18 protein-coding genes are annotated in these 22,537 nt (G+C 68.6%); 6 read left to right on the forward strand and 12 right to left on the reverse strand.

Annotation, left to right across the window (positions count from 1 at the left end):
• Positions 1-315 precede the first annotated feature (315 nt).
• On the reverse strand, positions 316-1,716 hold the full coding sequence (locus HOV77_RS11125) for a hypothetical protein (protein WP_290861048.1): 1,401 nt from the start codon (positions 1,714-1,716) through the stop codon (positions 316-318).
• A 51-nt stretch (positions 1,717-1,767) separates the two neighbouring features.
• Positions 1,768-3,216, reverse strand: a complete 1,449-nt coding sequence (hflX, locus tag HOV77_RS11130; RefSeq protein WP_290861050.1) for a GTPase HflX — start codon at positions 3,214-3,216, stop codon at positions 1,768-1,770.
• A gap of 122 nt (positions 3,217-3,338) precedes the next feature.
• Here hflX and HOV77_RS11135 point away from each other — a divergent pair, with 122 nt between their 5' ends.
• Positions 3,339-4,796, forward strand: a complete 1,458-nt coding sequence (locus tag HOV77_RS11135; RefSeq protein WP_290861052.1) for an NAD-dependent malic enzyme — start codon at positions 3,339-3,341, stop codon at positions 4,794-4,796.
• Positions 4,797-5,087: 291 nt separating this feature from the next.
• Here HOV77_RS11135 and dapF read toward each other — a convergent pair whose 3' ends face one another.
• Positions 5,088-5,873: a diaminopimelate epimerase gene (dapF, locus tag HOV77_RS11140; RefSeq protein WP_290861163.1), complete on the reverse strand. Its 786-nt coding sequence runs from the start codon at positions 5,871-5,873 to the stop codon at positions 5,088-5,090.
• Between the two features lie 2 nt (positions 5,874-5,875).
• Positions 5,876-6,775, reverse strand: a complete 900-nt coding sequence (miaA, locus tag HOV77_RS11145; protein WP_290861054.1) for a tRNA (adenosine(37)-N6)-dimethylallyltransferase MiaA — start codon at positions 6,773-6,775, stop codon at positions 5,876-5,878.
• Positions 6,776-6,978: 203 nt separating this feature from the next.
• Here miaA and HOV77_RS11150 point away from each other — a divergent pair, with 203 nt between their 5' ends.
• Positions 6,979-8,184: a DUF349 domain-containing protein gene (locus HOV77_RS11150; RefSeq protein WP_290861056.1), complete on the forward strand. Its 1,206-nt coding sequence runs from the start codon at positions 6,979-6,981 to the stop codon at positions 8,182-8,184.
• Positions 8,185-8,557: 373 nt separating this feature from the next.
• On the opposite strand, the gene miaB is transcribed toward HOV77_RS11150, so the two are convergent.
• Positions 8,558-10,033, reverse strand: coding sequence for a tRNA (N6-isopentenyl adenosine(37)-C2)-methylthiotransferase MiaB (gene miaB, locus HOV77_RS11155; RefSeq protein WP_290861058.1), 1,476 nt, complete (start codon positions 10,031-10,033; stop codon positions 8,558-8,560).
• A gap of 152 nt (positions 10,034-10,185) precedes the next feature.
• Positions 10,186-11,469, reverse strand: coding sequence for a citrate synthase (locus tag HOV77_RS11160; protein WP_290861061.1), 1,284 nt, complete (start codon positions 11,467-11,469; stop codon positions 10,186-10,188).
• Between the two features lie 297 nt (positions 11,470-11,766).
• Between HOV77_RS11160 and HOV77_RS11165 the strand changes: the two genes are divergently transcribed.
• The 4 genes from HOV77_RS11165 to HOV77_RS11180 all read left to right on the forward strand — a co-directional run bounded on the left by HOV77_RS11165 (position 11,767) and on the right by HOV77_RS11180 (position 15,218).
• Positions 11,767-12,528 carry an amino acid ABC transporter ATP-binding protein gene (locus HOV77_RS11165; RefSeq protein ID WP_290861063.1) on the forward strand — a complete coding sequence of 254 codons (762 nt, stop codon included), beginning with the start codon at positions 11,767-11,769 and terminating at the stop codon, positions 12,526-12,528.
• A 78-nt stretch (positions 12,529-12,606) separates the two neighbouring features.
• The gene (locus HOV77_RS11170) at positions 12,607-13,470 is read left to right on the forward strand and encodes a glutamate ABC transporter substrate-binding protein (protein ID WP_290861065.1); all 864 of its coding nucleotides are present in this window, start codon (positions 12,607-12,609) and stop codon (positions 13,468-13,470) included.
• A 63-nt stretch (positions 13,471-13,533) separates the two neighbouring features.
• Positions 13,534-14,247 carry an amino acid ABC transporter permease gene (locus tag HOV77_RS11175; RefSeq protein WP_290861067.1) on the forward strand — a complete coding sequence of 238 codons (714 nt, stop codon included), beginning with the start codon at positions 13,534-13,536 and terminating at the stop codon, positions 14,245-14,247.
• Positions 14,244-15,218, forward strand: coding sequence for an amino acid ABC transporter permease (locus HOV77_RS11180; RefSeq protein ID WP_290861069.1), 975 nt, complete (start codon positions 14,244-14,246; stop codon positions 15,216-15,218). Before HOV77_RS11175 ends, HOV77_RS11180 begins: the two co-directional genes overlap by 4 nt.
• Positions 15,219-15,312: 94 nt before the next feature.
• Here the strand turns inward: HOV77_RS11180 and rny are convergent, their stop codons facing one another.
• The 6 genes from rny to HOV77_RS11210 all read right to left on the reverse strand — a co-directional run bounded on the left by rny (position 15,313) and on the right by HOV77_RS11210 (position 22,534).
• Positions 15,313-17,181, reverse strand: coding sequence for a ribonuclease Y (gene rny, locus HOV77_RS11185; RefSeq protein WP_290861071.1), 1,869 nt, complete (start codon positions 17,179-17,181; stop codon positions 15,313-15,315).
• A 257-nt stretch (positions 17,182-17,438) separates the two neighbouring features.
• Positions 17,439-18,212 (reverse strand): RecX family transcriptional regulator, encoded by a 774-nt coding sequence (locus tag HOV77_RS11190; RefSeq protein WP_290861073.1) that lies wholly within the window; start codon positions 18,210-18,212, stop codon positions 17,439-17,441.
• Between the two features lie 168 nt (positions 18,213-18,380).
• Complete coding sequence (recA, locus tag HOV77_RS11195; protein WP_290861075.1) at positions 18,381-19,433, reverse strand: recombinase RecA; 1,053 nt, start codon at positions 19,431-19,433, stop codon at positions 18,381-18,383.
• Positions 19,434-19,619: 186 nt separating this feature from the next.
• Positions 19,620-19,817: a DUF3046 domain-containing protein gene (locus tag HOV77_RS11200; protein ID WP_290861164.1), complete on the reverse strand. Its 198-nt coding sequence runs from the start codon at positions 19,815-19,817 to the stop codon at positions 19,620-19,622.
• Positions 19,818-19,819: 2 nt separating this feature from the next.
• Positions 19,820-21,136 (reverse strand): MFS transporter, encoded by a 1,317-nt coding sequence (locus HOV77_RS11205; protein WP_290861077.1) that lies wholly within the window; start codon positions 21,134-21,136, stop codon positions 19,820-19,822.
• 93 nt (positions 21,137-21,229) lie between these two features.
• On the reverse strand, positions 21,230-22,534 hold the full coding sequence (locus HOV77_RS11210; protein WP_290861079.1) for an aminotransferase class I/II-fold pyridoxal phosphate-dependent enzyme: 1,305 nt from the start codon (positions 22,532-22,534) through the stop codon (positions 21,230-21,232).
• Positions 22,535-22,537: the final 3 nt, after the last annotated feature.

A 22,537-nucleotide genomic window follows, 5' to 3' on the forward strand; every position in this document is an offset into this window, starting at 1 on the left:
CGAGGGTTGAATAGGTAGCTGGGCGCTGTCCGCGGGTTGACGCGAGCTGCCTTTCCTGCAGATCAGGGTTATGCATGCCAAATCGGGGCTCCGAAGCATGCGTAACCGTGATCTGCAGGGAAAACAACGCAGCGGCGGGCGCGGTTTTGGCATACCGAATTGCTGGCGGGGCTGAAACGGATGCCATTTCGTTCCTGGCAAGGCGCACGACGCCGACGTTGCCTCGGGGCAACGAGGTGTCGAGCAACGCAGCCAGGGGCGGAATGGGGCCGTTGAAGCAAACACGGCCGTCAGCCACACCCAACGAACCCGGTATCAATACCGGTTCTGATCCCCCCAGGGATCCTGGTTAGGGCGCGGGTTGGGTTGCGGGGGGTAATACGGCTGCTGCTGCTGTCCGTACCCCGGCTGCGGGCGCGGCTGCGGCGACCCGTACACCCCTGCCCCCTGGTCCGGATACCCGCCCCTGCCTCGGTCGTCGTACGCGTGGACGGGGGCGAGCACCGTGGTGGGCGCATTGTCATGCGGGCCGGGGAAGTCGGCGTCGCCGAATTCGTCGAGCGCTTCCCGCTCTCGCTTGGCCTTCTTCTTCGCCGCGGCAGCCGCCTTCTGGCGCTTCTTCTTGCCGCTGATCATCCCGAAGACGCCGAGGCCGACGAGGATCAGGCCGGCGAAGCCCACCCCGGCGAGCAGCATGTAGACCTGGTCCAGCGAGAGGTCTTTGAACCATTTCATGAGTGCCGAGTCCCCTTCGGACGCTTTCACCGTCGGCGGGGCGACGTAGCGCTTCGTCGTCGGCGTGTAGCTCAGCAGCGACGCGGTTTCCTTGTCGGTCGCCTTGTCCAGACGCGGAGCGGTGATGAACTGCGTACCGTCGTCGGAGTAGGTGATCGCGCCGCTGTACTGCTCGGCCGGCTGCGGCAGCCCGGTCACTCGCGGCTCGGTCTTCAGCGCGGCGAGCACGTCGTTTCCGTTGACGTCCCACTCGTACGCGTCGGCTTGCGTACGCAGCACGACCCGGCTGCCGTCGGGTGCGACGGCGCCCCCGGTGAACCCCTTGCGGCCGGCCCCACCGAGCATGTTGTCCGTGACGGTGGTCAGGATGTCGATCTTTCCGACCTGCTTCAGCGGTACGCCCTCGGCTCCCGGCGCCAGCGCAGCGCTCGGCGTGTAGAGGAACGCCGTGCGATCGTTCTCGTGCGTCACGAGGATGGGCGTGCCGTCACCGTTGATCAGGAGCGCCTGGACCTCGTGCTTGTCACCTTCCGGGAAGGTCAGCCGATAGATCTGCGGCGTCGTGAGGGCGGCCGGCAGCTTCCACAGGGCGACGCTCGGCCGCTCCTTGGCGTTACCGGTGTCGGCGATCCACATCGTGCCGTCCTTGGCCCGGACGATGTCGTTCGGCGAGTTGGAGCCGTTCCCGCCGAAGGCGATGCCCTTACCCGAGATCTTGCAGTTCGCGGTGAGCTGCCAGATCTTCTGGTGGCTCTCGACCGGATTGTCGACGTTCTCCGCGGTGTTGACGGCCAAGTAGCCCGTGCTGGTCGCCACGATGCCCGACAGCTCACCGACACGCTCGTCGCTGAGCTTGCAGAGCTTCTTTCCCTGGGCCGGGGCGGCTGCTGCCGCCGAGGGAGAGGGGTCGGCCGCCAGCGCTGGGGACCCGAGCAGAAGCGCGGCCCCCACCGCCATGACCGAGAACGTCACACGCCGCATTCGGCAAGTCTCGCATGCTCGGCCGGGACGGTGGGGAATCCGGTGCTGTCGTTACGCGACAGCGCTCGTGTTCTTACTATCCGTCACCAGGTAGGGGGCCAACTCCGCAGCCAGTTCCGCGTCTACGCGTACCCGCAAGAATGTGCCTTCCTCCTGATGGTCCGTTTCCTGGACTTCTCCGCGCAGATGGAGCCGGGTGACCAGATCGCCCCGGTCGTAGGGCACCAGGACGGCGACCTCGACCGCGGGACGCGGCAGGCGTGCCTCGATCGCAGCCTTGAGCTCCGCGATCCCCGCGCCCGTCTGGGCGGAGACGAACAGCGCGCCGGGCCATTCGCGCTTCAACCGCAGCAGCGTCTCCTCGTCAGCCGCGTCGACCTTGTTCACGACCAGCAACTCCGGCAGCTTGTCCGCGCCCACCTCGGCGAGCACCTCGCGAACCGCGCGCACCTGCTCGTCGGGGTCCGGGTGTGCGCCGTCGACGACGTGCACCAACAGATCCGCGTCGGCCACCTCTTCCAAGGTCGAGCGAAACGCCTCGACCAGGTGGTGCGGCAGGTGCCGGACGAAACCGACCGTGTCGGACAGCGTGTAGATCCGCCCGTCCGCGCTGGTCGCCCGCCGCGTCGTGGTGTCCAAGGTCGCGAACAGCGCGTCCTCGACCAGCACGCCCGCGCCGGTGATCCGGTTGAGCAGGCTGGACTTGCCCGCGTTGGTGTAACCGGCGATCGCCACCGCCGGCACCGCGTTCCGCCGCCGGGTCGCACGTTTGGTGTCCCGGATGGTACGCATCGACGTCAGTTCCCGCCGCAGCTTGGCGATGCGGTGGTTGATCCGCCGACGGTCGGTCTCGAGCTTCGTCTCACCGGGACCGCGCAGGCCGACGCCGCCGCCCGCGCCGCCACCGCGACCGGATCCACCGGTCTGACGGGACAACGCCTCACCCCAACCACGGAGCCGGGGCAGCAGGTACTGCAACTGAGCCAGCTCGACCTGGGCCTTGCCCTCCTTGCTCTTCGCGTGCTGGGCGAAGATGTCCAGGATGAGCGCGGTCCGGTCGATGACCTTGACCTTGATCTGCTGCTCCAGGGCGCGCAACTGGCTCGGCGACAGCTCGCCGTCGCAGATGACGGTGTCGGCGCCGGTCTGCTCGACGACCGAGCGGACCTCGTCCACCTTGCCGCGGCCGATGAAGGTCGCGGGGTCGGGCTGACTGCGCCGCTGGATCAAGCCCTCCAAGACCTGCGAACCCGCGGTCTCAGCCAGGGCGGCCAGCTCGGTCAGGGAGTTCTCGGCGTCGATCACGGTGCCGGCGGTCCAGACCCCGACCAGGACTACTCGTTCCAGTCGCAGCTGACGGTATTCAACTTCGGTGATATCGGTGAGCTCGGTGGACAGACCTGCGACGCGTCGCAGCGCGTGCCTCTCCGCGAGTTCAAGATCGCCCAGCGTCTCGGCGTCACCGGTCTCGACAAGCGGTTCAGCATGATAGTTCGTCAAAACTTGTCCTCCTCGCACTCAAGCGTGGCACGCCGGGACCCTCCCGCGCATCCCCATTTGCCCGTGTCCGTAGGTCACATGCGAAGGCAGCGGTTCGCTGGTGGGCGTACGACGGTGAGAGAATGGCTGGGCCACGCTGGAGTGTGATGAAAGGGACGAAAGTGTCGACAATGCGCCTGCCGAGTGCCGGATTCTCGATCACCATCCGGGTGGCGGTGACCGCAGACTCGTCGGCGATCGGCCGTCTCACCACCGCAGTCGGCGAGGCGGGGGCCATCGTCACGGCGCTGGATGTCGTCGACTCCGACCACGTACGCGTAGTGGCCGACCTGACGTGTGACACCGCTGACACCGTCCACGCCGATCAGGTGGTGAGCGCGCTCGAGGCGCTCGACGGTGTCGAGGTACGCAAAGTCTCCGACCGGACCTTCCTGCTTCACCTCGGCGGCAAGATCGAGGTCAGTCCCAAGGTCACGCTGCGGAACCGGGACGAGCTGTCGCGGGCGTACACCCCGGGGGTGGCGCGCGTCTGCATGGCGATCGCGGAGAACCCGGCCGACGCCCGGCGCCTCACCATCAAGCGCAACACCGTCGCTGTGGTCAGCGACGGCTCGGCCGTCCTCGGGCTCGGCAACATCGGACCGGCCGCGTCGCTGCCCGTCATGGAAGGCAAGGCGGCCCTGTTCAAGCGGTTCGCCAATGTGGACGCCTGGCCCATCGTCCTCGACACCCAGGACACCGACGAGATCGTCCGCATCGTGCGGGCCATCGCCCCGGCGTACGGCGGGATCAACCTGGAGGACATCGCCGCCCCGCGCTGCTTCGAGATCGAAGCCCGGCTGCGTGATCTGCTCGACATCCCCGTCTTCCACGACGATCAGCACGGGACGGCGATCTGCGTACTGGCCGCGCTGACCAATGCCCTCCGGGTCGTCGGCAAGCAGATCGAGGACGTACGCGTCGTCGTCTCCGGCGCGGGGGCGGCCGGCACCGCCATCATGAAGCTGCTGCTGAAGCAGGGCGTCGGTGACGTGATCGCATACGACCGGGCCGGGGCGCTGCACCGCGGGATGACCGGCTTGAACCCGACCCACCAGTGGCTGGTGGAGCACACCAACCAGGCCAACTATTCCGGGGATCTGCCCGGTGCCGTCAAGGGCGCCGACGTCTTCATCGGCGTGAGCGCACCGAACCTGCTGACCGGCGAGGACATCGCGCAGATGGCGGACAAGGCGATCGTCTTCGCGCTGGCCAACCCCGATCCCGAGGTCGACCCGCGAGAAGCCCGCAAGTACGCCGCCGTCGTGGCGACCGGCCGCTCGGACCAGCCCAACCAGATCAACAACGTGCTCGCCTTCCCCGGCATCTTCCGGGGCATGCTCGACGCCCAGGCCTCCGCGTACACCGAGGACATGGCGCTGGCCGCCGCCCAGGCGATCGCCGACGTCGTAGGCGAGGAGAAGGTCAACGCGAGCTACATCGTGCCGAGCGTCTTCGACCCGAAGGTCGCCCCGGCCGTGGCCGCTGCCGTCACCGCCGTATGCCGGGCGGCCTCGGCTCCTCCGGAGCCGGTCGCCTGACCGCACCGCTGCACAGCCCGGCTTCGGCGTCGCAGTATCCCGGGACTGCGCATTCCCGCGCTGCGGCGGCGCAGTATCCCGGGACTGCGCATTCCCGCGCTGCGGCGGCGCCGTATCCCGGGATAACGCGCTTATTCGGCCGCGGATAGCCGCGTTATGCCGGATAACGCGAAGCCGCACAACCCGGCGCGCCCCGCGACAACGCGAAGCCGCACAACCCGGCGCGCCCCGCGACAACGCGAAGCCGCACAACCCGGCGCGCCCCGCGACAACGCGAAGCCCTCGAAGGAGCTAGAAGCGAAGCGCGGAAGTGTCGACGAAGCCGTGACCGACGATGACAGCGGGCCCGGCGAGCCGGCTGGTCGCCTCGTCGACGTCGACGACAAGTCGCCCACCAGGGACGTCCACCGTCACCGTGCCAGTCGCCCGGCCCTGCGAGTGCAGGTACGCGAAAGCGACCGCACAAGTCCCGGTGCCGCACGAGAGAGTCTCTCCGCTGCCCCGCTCGTAGACCCGCATACGCAGATGGTCGTCGGCCAAGATTTCGTAGAACTCGACGTTGACGCCCTCGGGGTAGAAGTCGCTGTCGAAGGCGGGCGATTCCCACAGCCGCAACGGTTCGACGTTGGGCACCGGGCAGACGAGGTGGGGGTTGCCCATCGAGACGCCGATCCCGTCGAACTTGTGATCGCCGATCTGCGCCCACGACGTGCCCAGGAGGACCGGTGCGCCCATGTCGACCCGGAAGCCCGGACCGTCCGGCAGCGCAGTACGCAGACCGGCCCGGGTCGCGATGGGGATCGGCCCGTCCCCGGCGGCGCGACCGGTCTCGACGAGGTGCCGGGCGAAGACGCGTACGCCGTTGCCGCACATCTCCGAGAGCGAGCCGTCGGAGTTCCAGTAGTCCATGAACCAGGCGGCCTCCGGCGTCGTGCTCGGCAGCGCCCGCAGTACGCCGTCCGCCCCGACGCCGAAGTGCCGGTCGCACAACGCCGCGACCAGTTCCGGGGTCAACGGGGCGTCGCCATCGACGATGACGAAGTCGTTGCCGGTGCCGTGGCCCTTGGCGAAAGCCAGCCTCACTGCGCGTCCTCCTTGATCACGGAAAGCGCCTGTTCCACCAGATCCTCCCGCGCGCCGTCGAGCCAGACGATCGCGGGGTCCCGCCGGAACCAGGACCGCTGCCGCCGGACGAAGCGCCGGGTGCCCGTGACGGTCGCCTGGAACGCCTCCTCCTCCGTGCACAGCCCGTCGAGGTAGGCGAGCACCTGCTGGTAGCCCAGCGCCCGTGAGGCCGTCTTGCCGTCGCGCAGACCCTGGGGGATCAGCCCCCGCACCTCGTCGACGAGCCCGTTCTGCCACATTGCGCGTACTCGTTGCTCCGTTCGTTGATCTAGATCGGCACGATCGACGGCGAGTTGGAGACTCGCGTAGCGCGGGGTCGGATCGGGCAGCGCGGCCGTGAACGGACGCCCGGTGATCTCGATCACCTCCAGCGCGCGAACGATGCGCCGGCCGTTGCTCGGCAGGATCTTGGCCGCGGCGGCCGGGTCGCGATCGGCCAGCCGGCGATGCAGCGGGAGCGGCCCCACGGCCGCGAGTTCGGCCTCCAGCCGCGCGCGCACGTCCGGGTCCGTGCCCGGAAACTCGAACTCCTCCAGCACCGCGCGCAGATACAGGCCCGTGCCGCCGACGAGCATGGGGGTACGCCCACGTGCCGCGACCTGCGCTATCGCGTCGCGTGCGAGATCCTGGAAGACCGCCACGCTGGCCGTCTCGGTGACCGGCCAGATGTCCAGCAGATGATGCGGTACGCCTTCCCGCTCGGCCGGGGACAGTTTGGCGGTTCCGATGTCCATGCCGCGGTAGAACTGCATCGAGTCGCAGTTGATCACCTCGGCGTCCAGGAGGTGCGCGAGCTCGATCGACAAAGCCGACTTTCCGGCCGCTGTCGGACCCACGATGGCGATCACCCGCATCGGACAACCGTAACCTTTTCGTGCCCCGCGACCCGCGGGTGAGAGGCTGTCAGAATCATCAAGGACACCGTATGGTCACGGTCGGCCGCAGGCGGTGGACGCACACCGGGTAAGACCTGTGACAATGCGGGAGCAACTTTCTACGCGCGCTGGCGGGCGGCTCCGGAGGACCGGACCGGCCGGGAAGACTGAGGATGGGCACAATGAGCGACTGGACGACCTTCGGCCGGATCGACGAGGACGGCACGGTCTATGTGCGGACCGGCGAAGGAGAACGAGTCGTCGGATCCTGGCAGGCAGGCACGCCGGAGGAGGGCCTGGCCCACTTCGCGCGGCGCTACGCCGACCTGCTCACCGAGGTGGAGCTGCTGGAGACCCGGCTGGGCAACGGCTCGGCCGATCCCGGTCACACCCTGACGGCGGTCCGGAAGCTGCTGGCCGGGATGCCCGAGGCGCACGTCGTCGGCGACATCCCCACGCTCACCGCCCGTCTGGAGCGGCTGGCCGCCAAGTCGGAGGAGAAGGCCGGCGAGGCCAAGGCCGCCCGGGACGCCGCCCGCGTCGAAGCGGTCGCCCGCAAGACCGCACTGGTCGAGGAGGCCGAGAAGCTGGCCGCCGAGGCGACCGGCTGGAAGGCGGCAGGCGACCGGCTCAAGGAGATCCTCGATGAGTGGAAGACCATCCGCGGGATCGACAAGAAGACCGACGGCGAGCTGTGGAAGCGGTTCGCGGCCGCCCGCGACGGCTTCACCCGCCGCCGGGGCGCCCACTTCGCCAGCCTCGACGCCCAGCGCAAGCAGGCGCAGGGTGGCAAGGAAGAGCTCGTCGCCGAGGCGGAGAAGCTGTCTGACTCCACCGAGTGGAACGCGACCGCAGCCCGGCTCAAGGAACTCATGAACGAGTGGAAGGCCGCTCCCCGCGCCGCCAAGGAAGCCGAGCAGAAGCTCTGGGAGAGGTTCCGCGCCGCGCAGGACGCCTTCTTCACCCGTCGCAGCGAGGTCTTCTCCGCGCGCGACGCCGAGCAGAAGGCCGCCCTGGGCAAGCGCCAGGAGCTGCTGACCCAGGCCGAGGCGCTGGACGTGGACGCCGACCCGAAGGCCGCCCAGGCGGCGCTGCGGGACATCCAGGGCCAGTGGCACGACTCCGGCCGGGTCAGCCGCGAGGCCGCCGCCGGGCTGGAGCGCCGGCTGCGGGCGGTCGAGGACAAGGTGCGCTCGGCGATGGACTCGGCCTGGCGCCGGGTCGAGCCGTCGGCCAACCCGATGCTCGACCAGATGCGCAAGCAGGTCGCCGAGGCCGAGCAGAAGCTGGCCAAGGCGCAGGCGGCCGGTGACGCCAAGCGGATCAAGGAGGCCCAGGCCGCCCTCGACTCCAAGAAGGCGTTCCTGGCGCTGGCCGAGCAGGCCTGATCCCTTTCACGACAACGGCCGCCTCCCGCACGGGGGCGGCCGTTCCGCGTTGCCCACTTCTTCGCGTTGATCATGAACCCAGGGTCCGGATGGGCGGCCTAGAGCCTGCGTCGTCGCCTGGGGTGAAGGCTGCGGTTTCGGGTGGGCGCTGTCCGATATCGCACCGAAGAGGGTGGGGCGTGGGCTTTGTTCGTTGGCGAATTGTCCGAGTTTCATGATCATGGTCAATTCTGGGCGGTGATAGCGACGCAGAATTGACCATGATCGTGGGCGGCCATGATCAGCGGAAGATTCGCGGTGCCATAGCCCCACATTTTCTCCGTTGATCTCCGCCATGAACGTGACGGGCGGGCAGCGCGCGGGACGGGGGCGGTCAGCAGGCGCAGGCGTCGGCGGCCGGTTCGGTCTGCTTCGGGGCGCCGACGGTCGGCAGACCCAGCAGCACGCCGGGCGTACGGGCGACTCGGCCGGCTTCGAAGGCGTCGCCGGCTCGCGTACGCCGATGGCTGAGCACTGCGCCGTCCGCGTTGAGGTGGTGCGGGGCGGCGTACGTGAGCTCGGTGGTGATGACGTCACCGGGGCGGATCGTCGCCGCCTCCGCCGGCGTGACGGCGAAGTGGACCAGGCGGCCGTCTCGGGCTCGCCCGGACATCCGGCCGGTGGCGGCGTCCTTTCGGCCCTCCCCCACGGCCACGAGCACCTCGGGGCGCGTCCCGATGAGTTTCTTGTTCTCGTCCCAGGTGACTTCTTCGACCGCTTCCGCGAGACGCTGGTAACGCTCCTGCACGACCTGCTTCGGCAACTGATCCGGCATGGTCGCGGCGGGCGTACCGGGGCGGATCGAGTACTGGAAGGTGAAGGCCGACGCGAATCGAGCCTGCCGGACGACGTCGAGGGTGGCCTGGAAGTCCTCCTCGGTCTCGCCGGGGAAGCCCACGATGATGTCGGTCGTGATCGCTGCGTCCGGCATCGCCTCGCGTACCTTGTCGAGGATGCCGAGGTAGCGCTCCGACCGGTAGCTGCGCTTCATCGCCTTCAGTACCCGGTCCGACCCGGACTGCAGCGGCATGTGCAGCTGGTGGCAGACGTTCGGAGTCTCCGCCATGGCGGCGATGACGTCGTCGGTGAACGCGGCCGGATGCGGGCTGGTGAACCGTACGCGCTCCAGCCCCTCGATCGTCCCGGTGGCCCGCAGCAGCTTGCCGAATGCGAGGCGGTCCCCGAACTCCACGCCGTACGTGTTGACGTTCTGGCCGAGCAGGGTCACTTCGAGGACACCGGAGTCGACGAGCGCCTGAACTTCGGCGAGCACGTCGCCGGGGCGGCGGTCCTTCTCCTTGCCCCGCAGGCTCGGGACGATGCAGAACGTGCAGGTGTTGTTGCAGCCCACCGAGATGGAGACCCACCCGGCGTAGGTGGATTCGCGCCGGGTCGGCAGGGTCGACGGGAAGACTTCGAGGGACTCGAGGATCTCGACCTCGGCCTCCTCGTTGTGCCGGGCCCGTTCCAGCAGCACCGGCAGCGAGCCGATGTTGTGCGTACCGAAGACGACGTCGACCCAGGGAGCCTTCTTGACGATCTCGCCCTGGTCCTTCTGCGCCAGGCAACCGCCGACGGCGATCTGCATGCCCGGGTTCTTCACCTTCTGCGGGCGTAGGTGACCGAGGTTGCCGTAGAGCCGGTTGTCGGCGTTCTCGCGTACCGCACAAGTGTTGAACACCACGACATCAGCGTCATCGCCGGAAGCTGCCTTGACGTAACCAGCGGCATCCAGGAGCCCCGAAATCCGCTCCGAGTCGTGCATGTTCATCTGGCAGCCGTACGTGACGACCTGATAGCTCCTGGACACCCGCGGACTCCTTCGTTACCCGACCCCCCAGCGTACCGGGGGGTCGGGACGCGCGGACATGACGGCGACTGACTGCACTCCTGGCGGCTCGGGCAAGCCCTCCCCGGCTGGAGGGACGGTCCGGACCACCGCGGACGTCCGAAATGAAACGTTTATCGTCCTTCGACGGGCGGATAGTCGCGCGAGGGGTGACCGACGTAGAGCTGCCGCGGACGGCCGATCTTCGTCTCGGGGTCGTTGATCATCTCGCGCCACTGGGCGATCCAGCCGGGCATGCGGCCGAGCGCGAACAAGACCGTGAACATCTTGGGCGGGAAGCCCATCGCCTTGTAGATCAAGCCCGTGTAGAAGTCGACGTTCGGGTAGAGCTTGCGCGAGACGAAATAGTCGTCGGCGAGCGCGATCTCCTCCAGCCGCATGGCGATGTCCAGCAGCGGGTCCGGCTTGTGCAGACGGGCCAGGACGTCGCGGGCGGCCTTCTTCACGATGGCGGCGCGCGGGTCGTAGTTCTTGTAGACCCGGTGGCCGAAGCCCATCAGGCGGACGCCGTCCTCCTTGTTCTTGACCCGGCGCACGAACGCCTCGACGTCGCCGCCGTCGGCCTGGATGTCGCCCAGCATCTCGAGGACAGCCTCGTTCGCGCCGCCGTGCAGCGGCCCGGACAGCGCGTTCACGCCGGCTGAGATCGAGGTGAACAGGTTGGCCTGGGCCGAACCCGCGAGGCGCACCGTCGAGGTGGAGCAGTTCTGCTCGTGATCGGCGTGCAGGATCAACAGCATGTCGAGGGTACGCGCGAGGACCGGGTCGACGTCGTACGCCGCCGCCGGCACCCCGAAGGTCATGCGCAGGAAGTTTTCGACGTAGCCGAGGGTGTTGTCCGGGTAGAGCAGGGGCTGCCCGATCGACTTCTTGTACGCGTACGACGCGATCGTCGGCACCTTGGCGAGCAGCCGGATGGTGGAGATCTCGACGTGCTCCTGGTCGAACGGGTCGAGGCTGTCCTGGTAGAACGTCGACAGCGCGGTGACGGCGGAGGAGAGCACCGGCATCGGGTGCGCGTCGCGGGGGAAGCCGTCGAAGAAGCGCCGCAGGTCCTCGTGGAGCAGGGTGTGCAGGCGGATCTTGTCGGTGAACTCGGTGAGCTGGGCCGCGGTGGGCAGCTCGCCGTAGATGAGCAGGTAGGAGACCTCCAGGAAGGAGGACTTCTCCGCGAGCTGCTCGATGGGGTAGCCGCGGTACCGCAGGATGCCCGCGTCCCCGTCGATGTAGGTGATCTTCGACGAGCACGTGGCGGTGTTCACGAAGCCGGGGTCGTAGGTCACATAGCCGGTCTGGCTGAGCAACTTGCTGACGTCCGCGCCCGCCGGTCCCTCGACGGCCTCGTGTACCGGGAGGAGGATCTGCCCGCCCGGGTGCTCAAGCTTTACGTCCGACATGGTGGTCCCTCGCACGCTTGGTGATAGTCAAAGTCCTTGGTAATTCGCTTCAGGTTTACGGTAACGGCTTGGCCACAAGGTGCGGCGAGGTCCAGCGGTGTTGTCTGCGTCACGCGATCGGCGGTCCTGCCGATCCCCCGGACGGCCAGGCCGCCGCCACCAGGGTGTTATGACCCCGTGACCAAACGGGTTGACTCCTGTCACTCGGGTCGCTCTAGACTGCGTTCGCATCAAGACCCCTCATGCCGGCTCGGCTCACGGACGCGCCTCGCCGGTCACCTCTCGGAGGACATCTGCATGACCACTGCGTCACCGGCCGCGCCGCAGACCCTGATCGAGTTGGACGGTGTCAACAAGTGGTTCGGGAAGCTGCACGTCCTCCGGGACGTCAACCTCTCGGTGAACCGCGGTGAGGTGGTCGTCGTCATCGGCCCCTCCGGCTCCGGCAAATCGACCCTGTGTCGTGCGATCAACCGGTTGGAAACGATTGACTCCGGCTCGATCACGTTCGACGGCCAGCCGCTGCCGGCCGAGGGCAAGGCCCTGGCGCGCCTGCGCAGCGACGTCGGCATGGTCTTCCAGTCCTTCAACCTGTTCGCCCACAAGACGATCCTCGACAACGTCACGCTCGGGCCGGTGAAGGTACGCAAGGAGACCAAGGACGCCGCGCGCGGCCACGCGATGGAGCTGCTCGAGCGGGTCGGCATCGCCGACCAGGCCGGCAAGCATCCCGCGCAGCTGTCGGGCGGCCAGCAGCAGCGCGCCGCGATCGCCCGCGCGCTGGCGATGCGGCCCAAGGCGATGCTCTTCGACGAGCCGACGAGCGCTCTCGACCCGGAGATGGTCGGCGAGGTGCTGGACGTCATGACCTCGCTGGCTCGCGAGGGCATGACGATGATCGTGGTCACCCACGAGATGGGCTTCGCCCGGCACGCTGCCGACCGCGTCATCTTCATGGCCGACGGGCAGATCGTCGAGCAGGCGACGCCGGCCGAGTTCTTCGCCAACCCGCAGACCGAGCGGGCCCGGGACTTCCTGGGCAAGGTGCTGACGCACTGATCGTGCCGGGTAGCGCGACGACCAGAGTTCTCCGCTGCCGGCCCGATGCCGGCCAGCGGTGTTGAGGGAGGAGACACCATGCGTTTGACGCGCATCGCCGCGGTGGCGCTGGCCGCCGCGCTCGCGTTCGGCGCGGCCGCTTGTGGCGGCAGCGATGATGACAAGAGTTCGAGCAAGTTCGCCGCTGGTTCGACCATGGAGAAGCTGGCCAAGGCCGGCAAGATCAAGGTCGGCACGAAGTTCGACCAGCCGCTGTTCGGCTTGAAGGGCCTGGACGGCAAGCCGGCCGGCTTCGACGTCGAGATCGCCAAGATCCTGGCCAAGGAGCTGGGCATCGACGCCGACAAGATCGAGTGGGTCGAGTCGACGTCGAAGGTCCGCGAGGACTACATCCAGCAGGACAAGGTCGACCTGGTCGTGGCGACGTACACGATCAACGACACCCGCAAGGAGAAGGTCTCCTTCGCCGGCCCGTACTTCATCGCCGGTCAGGACATCCTGGTCAAGAAGGACGACACCTCGATCGCCGGGCCGGAGACCTTCCGCGCCGGTGACAAGAAGGTCTGCTCCGTGACGGGCTCGACCCCGGCCAAGAACATCGAGCAGTACCTCAAGGACAAGAACACCCAGCTGGTGCTGTTCGACGTCTACTCGAAGTGCCTGGACGCCCTGAACGCCGGTCAGGTCGACGCGCTGACCACGGACAACGTGATCCTGTCGGGCTACGCGAGCAAGGAGCCGGACAAGTACAAGGTCCTCGGCCAGCCGTTCACCCGTGAGCCCTACGGCATCGGCGTGAAGAAGGACGACAAGGTCTTCCGCGACTGGATCAACGACGTCCTCGAGGCGGCGTTCAAGGACGGCCGTTACAAGGCCGCCTGGGATGCGTCCATCAAGGACCTCATCAAGGTCCCGGACGCGCTGTCCATCCAGCGCTACTGAGTCAACCCGCGTGGCCCGGGCTGGATAGCCCGGGCCACGCCCCGTAAAGAGAAGGGGCACGCCGTGGAGGTCTTCTCCGAAAAGCTCGGCGTCTTCTGGGACGGCTATCTCGGCACGCTGCAGATGTCGCTGCTGGCCGCGATCGGCGCACTGATCCTGGGCGGCGTCGTCGCGGTCTTGCGCATCGCGCCGCTGCCGCCGTTGCGCGGCGTCGGGACGGCGTACGTGACGATCTTCCGCAACGTCCCGCTGACGGTGGTCATGTTCTTCACGGCGTTCGCCCTGCCGTTGCTGGGCAGCAACGCCGGCTTCCTGAAGATCCCCGGCCTGACCTCGGTGATCAAGCCGCTCGGCACGGACCTGCCCTTCTTCCGGTTCGCCACGATCGCGCTGACGGTCTACACCGCCGCGTTCGTCTGCGAGGCGCTGCGTAGCGGCATCGGCGCGGTCCCGCCCGGCCAGGCCGAAGCGGCCCGCTCGCTCGGGCTGACCTTCGGGCAGAACCTCCGGCACATCGTGCTGCCACAGGCTTGGAAGTACGCGGTGGTGCCGCTGGGCAGCGTGATCATCGCAATGATCAAGAACTCCGCGCTGGCAGCCGCCTTCGGCGTCATCGTGACCCTGATGGGCGTCGTCGACGAACTCGTCTCGCAGGAGTACTACGACGCCCTCCCGGTCTTCCTGGGCGTCGTAGTCGGCTACCTCACCATGACGATTCCCCTCGGCCTGGCGCTGGACGCCGTCGAACGTTCGCAGAAGAAGGCGGTCCGCCGATGAGCAGCGTCCTCTACGACTCGCCCGGTCCGCGTACCAAGGCGATGACGATCATCGGCAGCGTCGTCGCGGTGCCGCTCATCGGGCTCGCGGTCTACCTCTGGATCTACCGCCCGCTCGCCGACGCCGGCCAGTTCAAGGGCGAGCTCTGGGGTCCGATCGTCGACCCGAACAACCAGTACTTCTCGCTCGTCTGGGAACGCTGGGGGGACGGCTGGCTCAACACGCTCAAGGCCGCGGTCCTGTCCATCATCGCGTCTCTCCTGCTCGGATCATTGATCGCTTTGGTACGCCGAGAGCTGCGCGAATTGCGTCACCGGCGATTCCCCGGCTCCCCGTTCGGCGGCTTCGGCCGATTCGGCGTACTCGTGGGGCGGGGTCTGACCCGAGCCTGGGTCGAGATCGCCCGTGGTACGCCGGTCGTGACGACGCTGTACTTCGTCTTCCTGGTGCTGCCGATCTGGGGCATCGACTTCGACGACCGCATGTGGTTCCTGGTCATCGGCCTGACGATCTACAACAGCGTGGTCATCGGCGAGATCATCCGGTCCGGAATGGACGGTCTGCCGCAGGGCCAGGACGAGGCCGCCCGCGCAGTCGGCCTCAGCACTTGGCAGTCGTCCCGGATCGTCATGTTCCCGCAGGCGTTCCGCGTCATGCTGCCGGCCCTGATCAGCCAGGTCGTCGTGATCCTCAAGGACACCTCGCTGGGCGGCGTCATCATCTCCTACGAGGAGGCGCTCGGCGTCACCAAGCAGATGGTGGAGGCGTTCCGGGGCGAGCATCTCGCGATCGGCATCCCGATGTACTTCTCCATCGGCGTCATCTACATCGTCGTGAACTACGCCTTGTCGAAGCTTGCGGCGTACCTGCAGAAGCGGCTGTCCCGGCGCGGCTTCAAGCCCATCGACAAGCCTGCTACCGCGCTTGTGGCGGAGGCCTCCGCGGGCGCAGGCGGCGCGGGCAGCCTCTAGGCACGCATGATCCACATCCCGTTTCGTGTCGAGATCGGCCCCGATTCTGACGCGAAACGGGATGTGGATCTTCCGTTTCTGCGGGCTCTAGGGGTCAGCGGGCGATCTCGGTCGTCCGCGACTCGCGTACGACGGTGACCCGGATCTGACCGGGGTAGGTCAGCTCCTCCTCGATCTGCTTCGCGACGTCACGGGCGAGCACGGCCGCCCCGATCTCGTCGACGTCCTCGGGCCGGACCATCACCCGGATCTCCCGCCCGGCCTGCATGGCGAACACCTTGTCGACGCCGGTCTTGGAGCCGGCGATCTCCTCGATGCGCTCCAGCCGCTTGACGTAGGCCTCCAGGCTCTCCCGCCGAGCCCCCGGCCGCCCGCCGGAGCACGCGTCGGAGGCCTGCGTGAGCACGGCCTCGATGGTCTGCGGTGCGACCTCGTTGTGGTGCGCCTCGATGGCGTGGACGACTTCTTCGGACTCGCCGCACCGGCGGGCCAGGTCGGCGCCGATGAGCGCATGCGAGCCTTCGACTTCGTGGGTGAGCGCCTTGCCGATGTCGTGCAGGAAGGCCGACCGCTTGATCAGCGCGGGGTCGAGACGCAGTTCGGCGGCCATGATCCCGGCGATGTGGGCGGTCTCCACCAGATGCTTCAGCACGTTCTGCCCGTACGACGTCCGGTAGCGCAGCCGGCCCAGCATCGTCACCAGCTCCGGGTGGATCTCGGTGATGCCGACTTCGACCAGGGCGTCCTCGGCCGCTCGGTGACACAGCCGCTCGACCTCGTCGCGGGCGGTCTCGTAGACCTCTTCGATGCGGTGCGGGTGGATCCGGCCGTCCAGCACCAGCTTCTCCAGGGTGACCCGGCCGATCTCTCGGCGTACCGGATCGAAACAGGACAGCAGCACCGCCTCGGGCGTGTCGTCGATGATCAGGTTCACGCCGGTGACCTGCTCGAACGCCCGGATGTTGCGGCCTTCGCGGCCGATGATGCGGCCCTTCATCTCGTCCGAGGGCAGGTGCAGGACGCTGACGACGCTCTCGGCGGTCTGCTCGCTGGCCACTCGCTGGATGGCGTCGACGACGATGTGCCGGGCGCGGTGCTCCGCCGTGCTGCGGGCGTCGTTCTCGATGTCGCGGATCAGGAGGGCGGCTTCTCGCTTGGCCTGCACCTCCACCGCCTCCACCAGCTCGGCCTTCGCGCTGTCGGCGGTGAGCCCGGCGACTCGCTCCAGCTCCCGGCGGCGGGCCTCCTCGGCCCGGTCGAGCTCTTCCGACCGCTTGTTGAGCTCGGTCTCCCAGCGGACCAGGTCGAGTTCGGCGGCGGCGATCCGGCGATCCCGCTCGGCCAGCCGCTCGGCCTCCTCGCCGTGCAGGCGCTCCCGTTCGGCGAGTCGGTCCGCCTCCTCGGCGTGTCGCCGCTCCCGTTCGTCGAGCCGTTGAGCGCGCCGCTCGGCGTCCTCGGCCTGCTCCTTCGCGGTCGCGGTGAGCAGCCCGATCTCCCGTTCGGCGCTCCGCCGGGCGGCCTGCCGGGTCTGCTCGGCGTCGATCTCGGCCTGCTTGTTGGCCCGCTCCAGGATCTGCTCGGACTCGGCGTGGGCGGTGTCGATGATGCGCTGTGCCTCGGCCCGGGCCGCCGTAGCCTCCGCCTTCGCCGCGGCCGCGTCCGCCTTGGCCGTCGTCGCGTCACCCCGGGCCGAACTGGCCTCCCGCTGCGCGGTGACGGTCAGCGCCCGGGCCTGTTCCAAGGCGGCGGCCGCCTCGATGGCGGCCGCGTGGATCTGACGGGACTCGGCGTCGTCCTCTTGAGCGATGGGTCGCTGCCACAGCGAATGATCGTCGACGGCCTTCGTCCTCGGTTTACCGCCACCAAGCTGCCTGACGACGCGTACGCCGAGAAAGAGCAGCGCGACGACACCGAGGGCGAGTAGGACGACCGCGCCGGTCAGCACTCCTTCGAGCGGACTCATGGGTCGCTCCCTTCGCCGTCACACGCCGTTGTTTCGCGACGCCCGACCATGGCGAGGGTGCACGTCAGCTACTCGCGCCCGGATCAACGTTTGCCCAGGTAGGCGAGCGCTGAGCCGATGCCGAGAGGCAGATCGACACTAAAACTGTTGCTCTACTGTTACGCGATCTATGTTGTGTGCGTTAACCCAAGGTGGTCGGAGGTCGCCCTCGTACCACGAGGCTAGGTTGTACGGGACGCTCGGTCAAGAACTCATGATCAGACACGATCCGGGCGTTCCCCCTCCGAGTCCATCGCTTCGAGGGCCAGCCCTTCGGCCCACTCCTGCTTGGCCTCCCAGCCCATTTCCCACACCTTACGGCCCTCGGTGAACTCCTCCGCCTGGTCACTGACCTGAGCCAGCACGTCCTTCACAGCTCGGAAGGCGATGCCTGGTGGGTAGCCCTTCCGCGCCAGCATGGCGACCAGCTTGCGGAACATCGCCTCCGGGTCACCTCGCATCGTGCGGAGTTTCCGTTCGACGAGCTCACGGGCGGTGACCTCCTCGGTCTCCACCTCCAGCTCCGCCAGCGCGCCCTTGATGACCTCCTGGTCGACGCCACGCCGGCGCAACTCCTGGCCGAGCGCCCGGCGGGCCAGTCCCTTGCCGTAGTGCCTCGACTCGACCCAGGCACGGGCGAAGGCGGCGTCGTCGATGATGCCGACCTCGTCGTAGCGGTCGAGCACCTCCTCGACGATCTCGGCGCTGATGCCGCGCTTCGTCATCGCCGTGGCCAGCTCCGACCGGGTCCGGGGGCGTACGCCGAGCTGGTTCAGGCAGATCTCCCGGGCGCGTTCTCGCTCGTCCTTCGGCGGTTCGGGCTTCTTCTCCTCACGCGGCTGCCGTCTCTCCGGTGCGACCTCGGCGGCTTCGGGGTCCGGCCCCCACAGGTCGGGATCGTTCTCCGGCTCCACCGGCCGTTTCCGGGACCGGCGGGGCGGTCTCGGCGTGGCGGCGTCCCATCCCCGCCCCGTACGCCCTCGAATCGTCATCCGACTCCCCCTCCGTGCTCTCCGTCAGTCGGGGCGCGACTTGATCTTGGCGAGTTCGGGTCGCTATAGCGACATTTTCTCGCCAAGATCAACCGATCCTCCCGCTGACGCAAAAGGGGCGCGGCCGCCGACAAGCAGCGCCCACGCCCCCAGGTTGGTGCGAAGAGATCAGAAGTCGACGGGCGGCAGCGCGGGGCCACCGGCCTCGTCGTTGCCCGCGTTCACGCCGACGCCCAGCTTCTCGAGGATCTTCTTCTCGATCTCGGCGGCGACGTCGGGGTTCTCCTTGAGGAACTCCCGCGCCTTCTCCTTGCCCTGGCCGAGCTGGTCGCCCTCGTACGTGTACCAGGCACCGGCCTTGCGGATGATGCTCTGCTCCACGCCGACGTCGATCAGCGAGCCCTCACGGGAGATGCCCTTGCCGTACATGATGTCGAACTCGGCCTGCCGGAACGGGCTCGACACCTTGTTCTTCACGACCTTGACCCGGGTCCGGTTGCCGACGACCTCGGTGCCGTCCTTCAGGCTCTCGATGCGGCGGACGTCCAGCCGCACCGACGCGTAGAACTTCAGCGCCTTACCACCCGTGGTGGTCTCGGGCGAGCCGAACATGACGCCGATCTTCTCGCGCAGCTGGTTGATGAAGATCGCGGTGGTGTTCGTGTTGTTGAGCGCACCGGTCATCTTCCGCAGCGCCTGGCTCATCAGCCGGGCCTGCAGACCGACGTGGCTGTCACCCATCTCGCCCTCGATCTCGGCCCGCGGCACGAGGGCGGCCACCGAGTCGATCACGATCAGGTCGAGCGCGCCGGAGCGGACCAGCATGTCCGCGATCTCCAGCGCCTGCTCACCGGTGTCGGGCTGGGAGACCAGCAACGCGTCGGTGTCGACTCCGAGAGCCCGCGCGTACTCCGGGTCGAGCGCGTGCTCGGCGTCGACGATCGCGGCGATGCCGCCACTGCGCTGCGCATTGGCAATGGCGTGCAGGGCCAGCGAGGTCTTACCCGACGCCTCCGGGCCGTAGATCTCCACGATCCGGCCCCGCGGCAGCCCGCCGACGCCCAGCGCCACGTCGAGGGCGATCGAACCGGTCGGAATCACCGCCATCTGCACCTGCGGGCGCTCGCCGAGGCGCATCACGGAACCCTTGCCATGGGCCTTCTCGATCTGCGCCAGCGCTAGATCGAGTGCCTTCGTCTTATCAGGACTAGTCACAGCCATGCCTGCCACCCCTTGTTGGCCCGCCTTCGAGGGGGCCTTCACCGTCGAGCTCTTCGTCACGCCGGACACGTTATGCGCCGGGTCTGACAAAACCGCGCCACCCCGCCGATCGTCCGGACCGAGTCCGGATCGAGTCCCGATCGAGGACGATACCCGTACACCTGTACTATGCGCTACCTTGACACGCTATCGCAGCCGGGACGGCACCCGGTCGGGGTAAGTCGCCACGACGGCCCGCCACACGGTGACCGTCTCGACCCCGGACCGCAGTGCGTCGTCGACCGTCTGGCCGAGCTGCGGCAACACCTGATCGGCCGCCACCGATCGGGCGTACGCGGGACCGAAGGACTCCCCCATCCGCCGCCAGAAGTCGCTCAGCTTCATGCTCACCGTCCGCTCATCGTCACGTCTGTCGACCCAGCCTGCCCCGTTCGCAGCACGAGCGCCAGCAACGGCACCACCGCGAACGCCGCCAGCAATGTGAGCACTCCGTAGGAGGCGTACTGCACGATCACTCCGGACAGCAGTCCCGCCGACGCTCCGGCCACCCCGGTCGTCAGGTCGGACAATCCCTGGGCGGCCGCCTTGACCGGCAGCGGGACGCTCGCGGCGAACAGCGTCGAACCGGCCACCATCGTGCACGACCAGCCCTGACCCAGCAGAATCAGGCCCAGCGTCAGGCGTACCACATCATCGCCGGAGGCGCCCGCGACCGCACAGGCCGCGACCAGCAGGACCACCCCCGCCAGAATGACCCGCCGCGGCCCGAGCCGGTCGGTGGCCCAGCCGACCAGCGGGGACAGGCCGTACATGCCCGCGATGTGCAGGCCGATCACGAACCCGACGATGGTCAGTGAGGCGGTGCCGTGATGCGTCTGCCCGATGTGGATAGGCGTCATGGACATGACGCCGACCATCACCAGATGGCCCAGGGCGGTAGCGACGAGGCCGAGCCGCGCGCCGGTCACCGACCAGACCACCGCCGCGGCCTCGCGGAAGGTGACCCGTGTCGCCGTCGTGACCGGCGGGGCCACCGTCGCGACCGCGCCCGAACCGACCGGCTCGATCACGGGCAACGGCGTGGGCGCGAGCTGTTTGGCCAGCTTGAGCGGGTCCGGCCGCAGCACGGCCAGAATCCAGACCGCGCAGGCCAGGAAGGTCGCGGCCGAGGCGAGATAGGGCGCGGCCAGAGTGGGGATCCCGGTGCCCGCCACGAGCCGGCCGACCGGTGCCGCGAGGTTCGGCCCGGCCACCGCGCCGATCGTCGACGCCCAGATCACCCAGGACAGCTGCCGCCCGCGCTTCTCCGGCCGGGCCAGGTCGGCCGCCGCGTAGCGCGATTGATACTTCCCGGTGTTACCGGCCCCGAACAGGAACATCCCGACGATCAGCAGCGCGATGTGCCGCCCGGCCGCCGCGGCGACCACCGTGATCGCACCGGCCGCACCGACCAGATAGGACAGCGCCAGGCCCGGACGGCGGCCGTACCGGTTCATGATGCGGCTGGCCGGCAGCGCGCTCAGGGCCGCGCCGACCACCGCCACGCTCTGCGCCACGCCGGACAGCGCGGTGCCGACCATCTCCTTGGTGAGCAGCGCGCCGACCGAGATGCCGATGGCCACGCCGAGGCCGCTGACGATCTCGTTGGCGACCAGGACGCGCACCGTGCGGCGCTGAATGCGCACGACATCGACAGACGACACTTCGGATGCTCCGAGGGGTAAGGAGTGAGGGTGGATCTGTCACCCTACCCTTGACGATCATCCGGCGGTGATGCCAACCCGCTCCGGTGCAGGTCAGACCGTCCAGCGTCCGCCGGTCGCCGCCGCCGCGAAGGCGTCCGCGAAGGGCTCGATGTCCGCTTGGGTCAAGTTCGCGATGGTTACTCGTACGCCGGGCGGACTGGCCACTCGGTGCAAGCTGCCGGGGGCGACCGCGTAACCGGAATCGCGAAGCGCGGTGAGGACTCGGGTCTCGTCGTCGACGGGAACCCACACGTTGATGCCGGTCCGGCCGTGCGCGGTGAAGCCTCTCGCGCGCAGCGCGCCGACGAGCGCGTCGCGGCGGGCGTCGTACTCCCGGGCGGCGGCGGACGTGTCGACCGTCTCCCACACCCGGACGAGGGTGCGTTGCAGCACGGTGGAGACCCAGCCCGCGCCGAGCCGTCGCCGTCCCTCGACGCGGGCGACCGTGGCGGGATCGCCGGCGAGCACGGCGATCCGCAGATCTGGCCCGTACGGCTTGGACGCGCTGCGCAGGAAGGCCCACCGCGGCGTCACCCCGGCCAGCGTGGCGAGCGGGACGCCGGCCAGTTCGCCGGCATGGTCGTCCTCGATCAGCAGGACGTCCCTGTCCCTCAGCTCGGTGGCCAGATGCTTGGCACGCTTGGTGGTCACGGCCGCGCCGGTCGGGTTCTGCGCCCGGGTGGTGACGATGACCGCCTTGACGCCCTTGTGCAGGGCGTCTCGCATACCTTGCGGCGTCGGGCCGTCGTCGTCGACCGGGATGGGGACCACCGACAGGCCGTGCGCCGCCGCCAGATCCAGCGAGGCCGCCCAGCCGGGATCCTCCACGCCGACCTGGTCTCCGGGTCGCAGCGCCGTGCCGAACAGCAGATCGAGCCCGTCCAGCGCGCCGCCGACGACGGTGAGCGCGGCGTCGGGGGGAAGATCCGGCAGCCGCTCGCGGGCCCGCTCGGCCAACTCGGGCAGCACACCGGCATCCCGGTAATTCGCGGTCACGCCCTGCGCCGCGACGTGAGCCAGGGCGGGGCCGAGATCCGGCAGCAGACTCGGCTCGCCTACGGCCAGATCGAGTACGCCGTCCGGCACGACCGGACCGCGGCTGCTGCGATCGGCCGAGATCGGCGGCTCGGGGCGTACGCGAGTGCCGTGGCGGCCCTGCGTCTCCACGATCCCCCGCTGACGCAGCTGCTGGTACGCCGCCGCCGCAGTATTGGTCGCGACGCTCAGCTCGGCCGCGAGGGCCCGTACCGTCGGCAGCAGGTCGCCTGCTCGCAGCGCACCCGTACGCACGCCGTCCTCCACGCTGCGGACGATCTCGGCTGCGGTCTTCCCGGCGATCTGATACTGTACTGCCACAGT

It is taken from the genome of Hamadaea sp., from assembly GCF_013362815.1.
Lineage (GTDB): Bacteria > Actinomycetota > Actinomycetes > Mycobacteriales > Micromonosporaceae > Hamadaea.